5 protein-coding genes are annotated in these 12,833 nt (G+C 63.4%); all 5 read right to left on the minus strand.

The window, feature by feature from the left end:
• Positions 1-23: 23 nt before the first annotated feature.
• The 5 genes from BMX92_RS19520 to BMX92_RS19540 all read right to left on the minus strand — a co-directional run bounded on the left by BMX92_RS19520 (position 24) and on the right by BMX92_RS19540 (position 12,808).
• Positions 24-7,412, minus strand: a complete 7,389-nt coding sequence (locus BMX92_RS19520; protein ID WP_093019623.1) for a LamG-like jellyroll fold domain-containing protein — start codon at positions 7,410-7,412, stop codon at positions 24-26.
• A gap of 61 nt (positions 7,413-7,473) precedes the next feature.
• Positions 7,474-9,096 carry a phage tail protein gene (locus BMX92_RS19525; protein ID WP_093019625.1) on the minus strand — a complete coding sequence of 541 codons (1,623 nt, stop codon included), beginning with the start codon at positions 9,094-9,096 and terminating at the stop codon, positions 7,474-7,476.
• 78 nt (positions 9,097-9,174) lie between these two features.
• Positions 9,175-9,774 carry a hypothetical protein gene (locus tag BMX92_RS19530; RefSeq protein WP_093019627.1) on the minus strand — a complete coding sequence of 200 codons (600 nt, stop codon included), beginning with the start codon at positions 9,772-9,774 and terminating at the stop codon, positions 9,175-9,177.
• Between the two features lie 525 nt (positions 9,775-10,299).
• Positions 10,300-11,985, minus strand: coding sequence for a PQQ-dependent sugar dehydrogenase (locus tag BMX92_RS19535; RefSeq protein ID WP_093019629.1), 1,686 nt, complete (start codon positions 11,983-11,985; stop codon positions 10,300-10,302).
• A 94-nt stretch (positions 11,986-12,079) separates the two neighbouring features.
• Positions 12,080-12,808, minus strand: a complete 729-nt coding sequence (locus tag BMX92_RS19540) for a FadR/GntR family transcriptional regulator (RefSeq protein ID WP_093019687.1) — start codon at positions 12,806-12,808, stop codon at positions 12,080-12,082.
• Positions 12,809-12,833: the final 25 nt, after the last annotated feature.

Below are 12,833 nucleotides of genomic sequence, written 5' to 3' on the forward strand. Positions count from 1 at the left end.
GGAAAGCGCAATAGGATGGCGCGTCATGCACCGGTGCCAATCACCGATATCGCATAAGCGATCATCTGCGCATTGGTCCGGGCCAGTACCTGCTGTTCCGGGGAGTTGGCGATCTGCGCCGCCTCAAGATACGCCTTCCACCATGGCAGCAACGCAAGCAGGTCCTGATACAGGACGACCTGTACCGCCGCCGATATCTCAGCCGCCGATGCATTGCCGATTTTCGGTAACTTGGCCCGGACAAGCGCGAGGAACACGGCATTCTGGGCCTGATTGGGCGCTTCAGGCAGCGCGATCTGGTTGGTGAGCGGCGGCACCGCCTGGAAGCGGGGCGGAATGCGGCTGACATAGGTTACGCGGTGCAGGATGCGCCATGGCGCGGTATCGCTGCTTCGCGTGCTTGCCTCGCGCAAGGCGGCCGCGTTCGGGTCCTGCGAATGGAGCAGCCAGTTCTGATCGATCACCTTGTCGAACAGAGCTGAGGCATTGTCCGCGCGGTTTGCCAGGAAGAAGGTCATGAAGCGATAGCCGTCGACCTTGCCAGGGACGGGTTCAGGCACGAACTCGTCATCCTTGAACATATAGGGGAACGGATCGGGTTCGGCCTCGACCTCCAGCTTGAGCCCGCGATTGCGCGCAAAGCTCTTGGTCGTGGTGTAGGCGGTGGCGAAGCTGTGGTTCACCTCCCCCTCGATCGTCACACCGATTCCGAAGATCGTGAAGAAGAGATTGAATTTGAAGCCGACGCCGATCTCGGAGGACTGGCCAAGGCTGTAGCTTTCGGTCAGTTCGGTGCTGTAACCTTCGCTTTCCGAATAAATGCCCCCATCCGCCGACCAGACATAGGTGTTGACCATGTCCCGCGTCGGTATCGCCAGATCGGGACTGAAAAGCGGGTTAGCGGCAATGACAGGCGCCAGATCCGCGCCCTTGCCAAGCTGCGCCTGAAGATTGGTTTGCGTGAAATAGGCCGCAAGCCGCTGTCGCTGCCGTTCGATGTCGCGTTTCAACGTATAGGCTTCGCGCGGGTTGAAATAGCTGGTCTGGGTCATCGGCGCCTGTTGCAAACCGATCCTGCCGTCCAGTGAGCCGGCCAGTTGATAGGAGGGATCGATCGGGAAACGGATGATGTTGACGTCGACCGGTATGTCCGGGTTGGGTTCCGCGGTGAGCGAGACAAGCGCCCCGCTGCTCGGAATCTTGAGCGCATACAGGTCGGCCACCTGCGACTTGACGAGCGCCGATCCGACATTGCCCGGAATGAAGCGGCGCTCGCCGCTCTCCAGGAAATAACCGCCTTCAGGATCCTTGCGCTCCCACTCTCCGCCATTGGCCAATGCCTGCGTGATCGAGCGCTCGGCGCTCGCGGTGATGGCGCGCTCGGCGCTGGAGGTCGATTCAAACGATCCGGTGACCTGCGCGCCCAGTTCCAGCTTGAACTGGGTCGACTGTATGGCGCTCTGGATCGGCGGGATGCCGATCACCTCGTCCTTCTCCAGCGACCCCGCCCCGCCGACGCTCAGACTGAAGCTCGTCTTCTGCGTCGCCTCGCTACCCGACGACGCGGACATCGCCTCTCCCCATTCATCGGTCAGCGTCACACTGGCGATACCGGCATAGCTGTCGACATCCGATGGAGAGGTCAGCGGCCGTGTCAGATTCTCGCTAGGCAGGGGCGGCGCGCCCTCGATAAAGCCGACCACGGTCGGATCGGTCTGGACCTGCCCGATATAGATGCGTTCCAGATCACCGACCTTATAGCCGGTATCGTCATTCATGCCGCTGATGCCATCATAGACATAGCTGCGCTTCAGCACGCCTGCCGACGTTCCATCGAACAGCCGGATCGTGTCGCCATATTCGAAAACGGAGATGGTCGCCGCGCCCTGCGCCAGCGTCACCGCTTCCGGGCTGGGCCGGGTATCGAGCGCATCGTTGACGATCGGCGCATCGAAACCGACTGGCGCCGCGGCACTGCTCCAATTGATCGGGACCGGCGCGCCGGCGGCGTCGAGATAATGAGCGTCACCGCGATGAATGGTCCGATCGGCAACCAGATCGCCCGAACCTGCGTCGAAGCGCCAATAGCCCATCAGGCCCGCTTCCGCGCCGGTCAGATAGGCGCTCATATTATTGGCGATCTGTTCGCGGCTGCGCTGCCCGCTCCACAGCCGCAACTCATCGACATCGCCCTGTAGCAGCGCTGTAAGCGCGGTCGATGTCTCGTCGAGAACCCCACCGATCCGCATCTGCCGTGGCGTCTGCGCAAGAGGCGCCTCTGCAAGTCCGGCCGAGGGGATCGGCTGACCATTGACGTAGATTGTGGTCCCCGCCCCGTCGAACCAGGCCCAGAGCGTGCTGGAGGTGAGCGTCAGGTCATTATCGCCCACATTGTCCTTGGCGAGGCGTCCGGACTGTTCGAGGAAAGGCCACCAGGAAATAAGCTTGTCGTCGAAAGGCGTCGCGCCCGGCTGGGTTGCGATTTCATCGACCTGCGCAGCGCTGAGCGCCTCCGACCATTGGCGCAGGTCCGAAATCTGTCCTGAAAGCCAGCCATCCGCCGCGCTACCGTTGCCCGACAGGCCCGCACGAGTGGGCGTAGTCGGTGCTGCAAACTCAACCGGATCGATGAAGGCACTGGCGGCGAGAATCCGGTCCACGAAAGCATCGCCACCGGGCATGGTGAATTGCGCTTCCGGATTATTCGCAACAGTGATGCCGGCAAGATTGCCGAACCAGCGATCGAAATGGGCGGGGTCATAGGCCTTGATCGTCACGATGTCGCCGGCGCGATAATAGCCCGAACCGCTGCCCCCCATCACGCTGATCAGGCGATAGGCGCCCAGATCGGGGTCGCTCGGCGGGGAGATGACGCCGTTGCCGATACCATCGACATAGACATCGCCGGCCAGCACCGTCACATCGCGCCGGCTGACACTGTCATTGACGGTCATCAGCGACGCAGTGGCCGCGATATGGTGGCTTTTCCCGGCCAGTATCCGCTGGTCGGCTGCGGAGAGCAGCGTCACGAGACCCTGATCGGGGCTGGCGAGGCGACCGCCGCCGACCGGGCGCAGGCGCACCGTCAGATAGGCGCGCGCATCCTGTCGTACCCCCATTTCATAGACCTGCGCGCCCGCATCCGCACCGAAGCGGCTGACGATGACCTGTCGCGCATTGCCGATATCGGTGAGCCGGATACGGGCATCGACCGCAAAGCTGCCGCCAAGCCGGGTTTCCTTGTCGCCACTGGCGGCCGCCGAGCCACCGCCCGAAAGCGCCAGCGCGCCGCGTCGATTGAGGACGGCGGCGACATGCAGCCATCGGCGCGGCGCAAGCGCAGGCGTGACCGTGCAACTCGCCTGCGCGCCAAAGCCCGCGACCAGATCGAAGAAGAGCCCGGTTGCCGTGAAGAAAGGGTTCCCTGCAAATTGCGAATTATAGATGGTGGTGGTCCAGCGCGCCCGGTTCGTCAGGCGGAAGTCGCGCTCGCGCCGCGACAGCGGGAAGAGAACGACAAGGCCAGGCTCGGCGCCGCTGAGCGGACGCAGGAAGGTTTCGCCAATCTCCTGCGCCGAACAGGCCCGGTTCCAGGCGGCGAATTCGTTGGGATCGAACTCGAAAAATTCATTGTCGGCCGGATTGGCGATTGTGTAGGCAGTGGCGGCGATGTCGGGTTGCTTGAGGTCGTCGCGCCGGGTGGCTTCGACCCCGTCAATATAGAGAATGGCGGTACTGCCGTCGCGCACCAGCGTCACCAGCGCCCATCGCCCTGCCGCTATATCGACCGGCGCCTGCATGTCCTGACCGAGAGCGGTAAAGCCCAGTCGCCAGCTGCCTGCCCCCTCGGCGACGATGATGCTGAGACATTCCTCGTCCCCGCTTCCCGATGCGTCCTGACGCTTCCAGAACCATTTGCTGCCCCCCGCGAGGAGAGAGGGGCGCAGATAGAGCTGCACCGTATAGCGGCCCTCCCGCACGAGCCGATCTTCCGCCTCCGGCACGGGCACCGTCGCTTCACTGACCGTGAAGGCGACCTGCGCGAAGAAACGGGGCGTCTCGACCGGCGCATAGGCAAGGCCGTAGGAAAGATCGTCATGGCCTGCGGAGAAATGCAGCAGGCTCTGCAGCGTTTCCTCATCATTGTTGACAGCACGCCGCGATTCAGCCGGGCGGACCCAGCCTTCGATCGTGACGGCACCAGCGATTTCGTAGACATTGGGCGCGGGCACCAGCCTGTCGAGATCGACGGACAAGGCCGCCTTGCCATCAAAGGATTGCGAGTAGCGCGGCACATCGCGCAGCCATCCCCCATCCCTGCCCGGCATGGCCAGCAGGATGGTGCCCGGCGTACCGCCCGGATCGACGACCGCCGGATAACCAGACGTCGGCGCGGTCATCGACTGGACCGAAATGATCGCCGAGGGAAAAACGCCATCTTCATCGACCCGCGGAGGCGAGACACCCTGAAGCGCTGCCGCTGGCAGATCGAATTTTTCGGGCAGTATCCCGCCGCCGCCCTCGCGGAAGGCAGCGATCAGCGCGGTCACATAGCGCAGGTCCGACTCGCTATCGACCGTCACCTTGTCGCCATTCAGCAGCAGGCCCTGCGTCCGGTCCAGGAAGACGAGTTGCGCCAGAACGGCCTTCTGCTCGGCAGAACCGCCCGCCTGCAAGGCCGCGATGAAACCGGAGGCATCGCGCGGCACATCCGCCCAGCTGGCATCGAGCGTCTTGTCGGCAAGGGTCAGGGTCGCCGCGAAATCGACGCGCTGCGCATTGATGCCCGCCGTCAGCGTGAACACGGCCTTTTGCACGACAGGCGCGCCGTCGACCATATTGGGGGCGAGCAGGAAGAGGTTGTTGCTGCCGGCCGGCAGGGCCCAGGCAGGCGTCGACGCCTTGCCCGGCGCATAGACGGCGTCTGCCAAGCGCCCGCGCAGAAGATCGATAATCGTATCGGCAAGAGCGGGAACCGGGCCGAAGGCGGCCCTGATCGAAGCCCCTTTGCCATTGGCGAATTCGAGCGTCAGCGCGATCGCCTTTCCATCTCCGTTAGCTGCCACCCGTTTCAGAGGAAAATCGCCATCCAGAGTGCTCACGAAGCGGAGTGCTGGCGAGGAGGCAGAGGCACCGAGTGGGAGATAGGCCTGAAAGCGGGTTCCTGCATAATCGTAGAAACAGGCGCGGCCTTCGCTGATGCGCGGATCGGAAGGATCGGTAACGGCCTGCCCGTTGACGATCGCGCTGAAGGTCTCAAGCCGCCTCGGCACGCCGCTCCATTTCTCCTGCGCCGCATCCTTCACGCGCACGAAAGCCCGCAACTGGCTTGCCTCGATCGTCGGCCCGGCGTCCGGGCCGGAGAAGAGGCAATCCATCACAGTCTCGCTGGTACCGGGCGAAAGGGTGATGCCGGTAAAACTATTATAAGCGCCGGTCTGGCGGGTGATGAAGGCAATGCCGCCTGTCTCGACCGGGCTCGCGCCCGAATCATAGGCGCTCCAATGGCCGGTGAAGAACGCGCGTTGGGCAAGGCCCGAACGGCGCGCGACGGTCAATTTCTCGTCACTGCCCGGATAATAGAGATGGATCGGCCCGTCGCCTGTCGGAAGCACCGTCGGGCGGGCATCCTTGCGCACCGGCCCGAAGCCGGGGAAAATGTCCGACGGTTTGAGATAGCCGACGCTCAGGCCGCGATTGGCTGCATCGATCTGGTTGATCGGTTGATCGGGCCGGGCCATGGGCGCGGTGCCGGGATTCCAGACGGCGCCCACCATCACGGCATCATGCTTGTTGCCGGACAGGTCGGCGATCAGCGTGCCGGTCCCGCCATCCATGGGCCAATAGGCCGCAAGCCCTTCCAGCCCCGCCGGGTTTTCAAGCGGTGCGATGATGTTCGCGCGGATTTCCGCTTCGCTGAGCGCCCGCGACCAGAGGCGAAGCTCCGTGAGCTGGCCCACAAAGCCGCCGGATGCGTGCCCGATCCGGTCGATCGGACCAGCCGGCGCCGCGCCCGGCGTGCCGCTGGTAAGGAGCGGCACGGCCGCGCCATTGAGGAAGATGGCAATGTTGGTGCCGTCACAGGTGGCGCTGATATTGCTCCAGCCGCCATAAGAGAGGATATTCTCGGACGTCGTGGCGCTGACCACCGCCTCCCCGGTCCCATAGCGCACCCGAACGCGGAACTGGTCGACGATTTCCAGGGTCAGCCCGCTCTTCTCGGGCGTATCATCCGTGGAATGGGACAGGATGATGCGGGGCTGGCCCGCCTGCTCGGCCGTCACCGGGCCATTTTGCGGGCATATCCATGCCTGGACCGTGAAGAGGGCAGTCGGCGGAACCGGCTCTGCGATGCTGGCCGACGACGGCAGGGCGAAATCGACGCTCAGGGCATCGGGGCCCGTATCTCCTGCCAGGATCGGCTGGTTCTCCCCCCCGTCGAAGGCGATACCGCCGCTGCCATCCACCTCGAAATCGAACGTCAGGAGACGGGCCGACCCGCTCTCCCCCCCGGCTGGGATAGCGGGACAGGCCAGCATGACACGATTGGCGGTGCGCATCTGCACGGCCGCGCCGCTCTGATCGACCATCGGTTCGAGCCGCTGGTAGAGAGAGGCAGCGACATGTCCGGTGAGGCTGAGCGGTGTCGGATCGCCCTCCCCTTCAAGCTTCGGCGCGATGCTGCTGACCGGCAGGACCATGCCCTGCCCATCCCGTTCCACCGCGCCAAGATCGAACCATCCATCCTCCAGCCGGGGAATGGCATAGCCGAGCAGTTCGCCGCCATCCTTGCTTCGTGCGAAGATCCGCCACTGAAGCCGGCCGGGTTCGCTGGCGGGCAGCAGCAGCGCAGTAAAGCCAAGAGTCAGATCCAGCGCATCCGGGCCGGGCGCCAGCGACAGATAGCGGCGCGGATCGAGAAAAGCCGTCCCGTCGGGGTCGCGATAGGCGGAGATATCATTGGCCGAAGCCGGCAGGTCGGGACTGGCGCTGCGCCGGAACCGCACTTCCCAATCCGGCACCAGGCCAAAGCCGCGTCCGTCGCGCGCATTGGCGTCGACCGTTTCGACCAGCAGGAAGCGCTCGACGAGCAGGCTATGGCCATCCGCCCGGAAGATATAGATATGGGTTTCGTCCGACACGACCTGTGTCGGGCCGCTCGCCTCCGCCACGTCAAGAAGGCGCAGCACGCTGAACCCTGCCAGGCTCGTCTGCCGGTCGCTGTTGCTGGGCAGCGGCGCAAAGCCCTGCCAGCCCAGACCGTCGTCGGTCATGTCGGGATTGAGCGCCAATATGTTGTAGACGATGGCGCGGGCTTCGACGCCGCTTTCCGGATCGGTTTCGATGCGCTCGGCGATGAGGACGCCCCGTCCCTGATGGCGGACGGTGGTCGGGTTGACATAGCGGATCATGGCATTCCCTCTCGATAGGATGGGATCGGGCGCCTGCCGGCAAAGGCAGGCGCGCGCAGGTTCAGGCCGCGCGGACCTTGATGAGATGCTGGATGTAAAGATTGACCGGACGGCTTTCCTGGTCGCCACCTGCAACGTCGAGCGTCTTGTCGCCGTCGAGCTTCATGAGCCGTGTGCCGGTCCCATAGTCGATAATGTCGCTGCGGCTGTCGCCGGGCCAATTGGCAAGGGTGAGGGCGAAGCCCGCGCGCGGCGCGCCTGTACTATTGGTCTGGGTAGCGCCCGCCTTCCCGTCTGGCGCGCCGCGCGGACGGGGGTAGACAATATCGGCAGCCCCGGCCCCGCGCAGGATTCGACCGCGAAGATCGGGAAGACAGAAACTGGTCTTGCCGTCGCCGCCAAAGGCCGTCCCGATGATCTTGAAGAGCGGGGCATATTCGTTGATCAGCAGGGTCTGGCCCTGGCAGGGTTGCCAGCAGCTCAGCTCCTCGATCGTCCCGGCGAGCAGGATCGCCCCCAGCGGGATTTCGTCGCCGGGCTTCGATCCGCTGGGCGAGGACTGAAACCGGCAATACCAGTGCACGAGGAAAGTCTCCGGCCGCGTTTCCGTGTCGCCACCGCTACTGCCGAATGTCGTGCTGCCGGACCCGAACGACGACGCATTGGCCACACCTGCCTGATAGCCTTTGGTGGAAGAAAAGGGATAGGAGTTGATCGAAGCCTTGAAGCTCTTGTCGCCGCGCGGCATCGCCGTCGCCCAATCCTGATAGGAACCGGGCCGGTTCCCCTCATTCCCCTGAAGGGCAAGATCGGGGCGCGGCGTCATACGCTTGTCCCGATCGGGATCGCTGCCATTGCCCTGTCGGTCGCCGGCTACGCCACGGATGAAGAGGCCGCGCAGATCCGGCACCGCGAAATGGCTGACGGCGCCGGCATCATTCAGCTTTCCGCCATGGATAGTCTCGACGACCTTGTAGAGGGGATAGAAGCTGCTGCCGTCCGCGGAGACGAAGGTCTGCCCGTTGCAATAGCGCCAATAATCATCAAGCAGCCCCTTGAGAGCAAGGTCGATGCCGTCAGCCTTCGAATCCTGATCATAGGGCAAGGCTAGTCCGCTACCGAGCGGGAGCTGGCCCCGCTTTCTGTCCGTGGAAATGTTCGGCCTTGCCTTGATGATAAAGAGACCGTTGAAGTTGACCGGCCGGCTTTCGGCATCGCCGCCACCCAGTGCGACCATGGAAGCGTCGGCGCTCTTGATGCGCGTGGAATCGCTGCACCCGTCATGGGTCTTGTTGCCGCCAAAGTCGAACCTGCCCGACAGCTTGAAGCCGCCACCTGTCGGCGAGGCCGTGGCGTCGAGTTGCAGGCTGCCGACATTGTCACCGCTGCCGCCCGTTCCGTTGGGGCCCGAAGCCGTGCGTGTCGCAACGTCCTTGTCGCGCCCGGCACCGGCGTCGGGCGATCGGGCGAAGAGGCCGCGAAGGTCCGGCAGGCAGAAATCCACATCCGATGTCGTGCCGAACGCCGTACCGATCGCCGCAAAAAGATCGGCCCACGCTTCTCTGGCCAATATCGCCCCATCGCATGGCAACCAGCCATCAGCCCTGGCAACATCAAGATCCTGCCCGAAATAAGGTGCAATGGCGCCGACCGGCGCGTCTGCTTTCATGTCCACTATGGCCATGGTCTGCTCCCAGGAAAAATGCGCAAAAAAGGCTCCGGCGAGAACCGGATCGGAAAAGAAGCGACGATGTCGCGAAAATCAGGCGGCGCGGATGAGCGTCAGCAGATGCGCGCGCAGCCAGTCGTCCGCGCCCCCGCCGGGAAACAGCTCCAGATAATGAAAGGCCGCACCGGCGCCGGCCTCATAGCCGTTCGGGTCCAGCGCGTCATAGACGCTGCTACAGCCCGCTGCTGCCCGATCGCTGGCATGAAGGCTATGGTCGAGCACGGCCTGCCGGACGGCGGCGCGCAGCGGTTCAACCGAGCGGGCATTATTTGTCCCGGCAAGATATTGCGCCTGCGCAGCCAAAGCAGCGGTCAGGCGAATGTCGCTGAGCGTCCCCTCAAATGCCAGCCGTTTGACGACCTCCTGCGCAACGAGGAGGGCAAATCGCTGCATCATCTCCATCGGAAGAACGCCGGGCTGACGCGCGAGCCAGAGTTGGCGAAGGAATTTCGTGCGGGCGCTGAACAACTCCTCGATCCGGAAGCTGCGCGCGCCGGGGACCGGGTCGCCTTGCGCATCGGGGTCGACCTCATGCGATTGCGTGAAGGCGACAAGCGCGGTGGGACTGTAAATCTTCAATGCGCCCAGGCGCCTGAAGTCATCGATCGAAAGTAACTTGTCGGCGATTTTCATATCCACCTCCTCATTCTATAACGATCAGAATTTGTTGTTAAATAATCGTCCAAATTATCCAAAATATACAATCCATATTTCTGGATCATATTCAGATTTATTCAGTTTTCTTGAAAACGATTCTCTTTAACAACGAATATTTCTGCATATCAATTCAATGAGAGTCCAGAATATTTATCACTGTAATTTCATTAACCATTAAATTAAACAGTGTTGACCGCAGACAATTTCATTGATTATTGCAAATTTATCACGCTTGAGGCCGAACCGCTGATCTGAGGCGGGAGCGAACGGGGCATGCCCGTGCGAATGATGGCAGGGCCAGCTTCAACGGGCGCTGAGCGCGCACCATCCCAAGGCCCGTTGCACCGCATTGGGGCTACGGGTTGAACGGAGGGATTTCAGGCGTCTGATCGACCGCATCAGGGGCGGCATGACCAGCAAGCTTCAGCCCTTGCAATATGAGGCGCTGCCAGATGACAGTCGCTGGGCATCCGCCAGTCGACCGCGGGCCCGAAAGCCTTTTTACCTGCCCTCTGCCAACGACCCGATATAGGCCGCAATCGCATCCGCCTGATCATTCGTCAGCGATGCGCCACCAGCTGGCGGCATGGGCGCCGGGAAGCGTTTGGGCCGGGCCACCCCCTTGACGATAGTGGCGCGAATATCGGCCACGCTACCATTGCCCCACAGCCATTGCCGGTCGGCAAGGTTCGGGCCGACGGGCGTCCCCTCCCCTGCCGAGCCATGACAGCCGGCGCAAGGCGCACCGGCAATCTCCCCTGCATAGAGGCGGCGGCCCAGCGCGATCTTTGCGGAGTCGGCCTTAGCCTGCCCTTCGCTTTTTCCCTCGCTGGCCAAAACCTGTCCTGCTTCTGCCGCCTTGGCCGCGATCAGGGCCGCTGCCTTGTCGCCCCGATAGCGGATACGCCAGATACGCCCCTGCTTGTCGTCCGAGACATAGAGCGATCCATCCGGCCCGATCGCCAGGCCGGTCGGCCGATAATTCGCCTTGCCGCTGGCGCGCTCCGGTCCGGCGAAACCATCCGCGAACAATATATATTTTCCAGAAGCGCGGCCATTTTCCATCGGCTGGAAGATGATGTTGAAGCCTTGTTGCGGTCCCGGCGCCCGGTTCCATGAGCCATGGAAGGCGATGAAGGCGCCATCCCGATAGCGGGTCGGGAACAGCGTTCCTGTATAGAATGCGACAGCGTTGGGCGCCCAGTGGGCGGGGAAGGCGGCGACCGGCCCGCGCCGCGCCGCGCAAACACCGACCGCCGTTCCACCATCGCCACCATATTCGGGGGCCAGCACCAGACGCCGGGCGGCGGGGTCATAATAGCATTCCGGCCATCCATAATCGGCGCCCGCAGCGACTTCGATCAACTCCTCTGCCGGCAGTTCCTGCCCTTGCTTCGCCGAATAGAGATGGCTCCAATTTTCGTGCAGTTGATCGCGCCCATGCTGGGTCGCGAACAGCCGCCCAGCGCCATCGACCGTAAGGCCGACGGCATTGCGGATACCCGACGCGAAACGCGCGGCAGGGCCAAAGCGCTGTCCCGTGCCAGCAGCATCGAAGCGCCAGATGCCAGCGCGCAGCGCCTTTTCGGTACAGGGCGTCTGGCCCGACGATCCGCTCTGTCGATTGTCGACCTGGCAGGCGTTGGTGGCGCTGCCGCTGTTGACGAACAGGCTGCCATCGGCGCGTAGCGCGATGCTGTGGCTGTCATGATCGCCACCGCTGGGCAATCCGACGACCACGTGATCGGCCGCACCCATGGGCCTGTGCGTGGTCCCATCCAGCCGGTAACGCAGGATATGATCGCCATTCTCCAGAAACAGCCTGTCATGATCGAGCGCAATGCCGGTGCCGCCGGTCTGGCCGGAGAAGGGGCGCTCGATATGATCGGCACGGCCATCCCCATCCCGGTCCTGTAACAGGATCAGGCCGGACACTATATGACCATCCTCCCGATCGGGTGCGCTATTGGCATAGAGGGTGCCGTCGGCCCCAGCCACAATGTGACGGACATGCCCAAGCTTGTCCGCGAAAATCTCGGCACAGAAGCCGGGCGGCAGCGTCAATCCGTCGGAGGGACTGGCGCAGCCCGCATCGGCCTGATCGGTGGGCGCCGAATGACCGGAGCAGCCAGCCGCGAAGGCAAGCAGGCTCAGGGCGCCGGTTGGGAGTAGGCCTTTGAGCGTCATGCAAATCCCGTTCCGCTAAAGTTGGGCGCGAAGGCAGGCTTGCCGCCGGGTTGCTGACGGCCCTAATCTAGTATGAGAAATAGATCAACGCTGCTTATAACATGCCCGCATCAGTCGACGCGTTGCGGATCAGGGCCAGCATCTTCAGCCGCGCCTCTTCGCCTTCGCCGCGCATGATCGCGTCGAACACGGCATCATGGTCGGGCATGGGATCGCGCGATTCCTTGCGCTCGTCGCGGGCAAAGCGGGTGGTCCAGGCAACCACCGCAGTTACGGACGTGGCCAGCGTGATGAGCGATTCGTTGCGCGTCGCGTGCAGGATCAGGCGATGAAAGCTCTGATCCGCAGCACGCCCCTCGGCAGTTTGCAGGCCGAAACGGCGCATTTCCTCCAATGCATGACCCATGCGGGAAATATCCTGCCCGTCGCGCCGCAGCGCCGCGAACTGCGCGGCCGCCGGTTCCACCACGATGCGTAATTCGAAGATATCGCGGAGAAATTCGGCGGTCGGCCCGGCCTCGAACATCCAGGCGAGCACGTCCAGATCCAGCATGTTCCACCGCAACCGGTCGTTGATGCGGGTGCCGCTCTTGGTTCGGCTATAGACCAGCCCCTTGGCGGAAAGAACGCGGACAGCCTCGCGATAGGCGGTGCGGGATACGCCCTGTTCCGCGGCGTAGCGCTCTTCGCCCGGCAATATGTCGCCCGGCTGGTAGCGGCCACCCACAATGGCAATGCCCAGATCATGGGCGATCCGGTCATGCACCGCCCGCTGCGCCGGGCTGGAAGGGCGGGATAGCGGGTGATCATCTGCTTGCGTCATGCCGCTTTCGTCAGCCCTGCCGCCC

This window comes from Sphingobium sp. YR768 (genome assembly GCF_900111125.1).
GTDB lineage: Bacteria > Pseudomonadota > Alphaproteobacteria > Sphingomonadales > Sphingomonadaceae > Sphingobium.

Excerpts from the sequence above, each read along its gene's own strand:
- BMX92_RS19520 (WP_093019623.1), bottom strand. The coding sequence starts at position 7,412 with ATGATCCGCTATGTCAACCCGACCACCGTCCGCCATCAGGGACGGGGC.
- BMX92_RS19525 (WP_093019625.1), bottom strand. The coding sequence starts at position 9,096 with ATGGCCATAGTGGACATGAAAGCAGACGCGCCGGTCGGCGCCATTGCA.
- BMX92_RS19530 (WP_093019627.1), bottom strand. The coding sequence starts at position 9,774 with ATGAAAATCGCCGACAAGTTACTTTCGATCGATGACTTCAGGCGCCTG.
- BMX92_RS19535 (WP_093019629.1), bottom strand. The coding sequence starts at position 11,985 with ATGACGCTCAAAGGCCTACTCCCAACCGGCGCCCTGAGCCTGCTTGCC.
- BMX92_RS19540 (WP_093019687.1), bottom strand. The coding sequence starts at position 12,808 with ATGACGCAAGCAGATGATCACCCGCTATCCCGCCCTTCCAGCCCGGCG.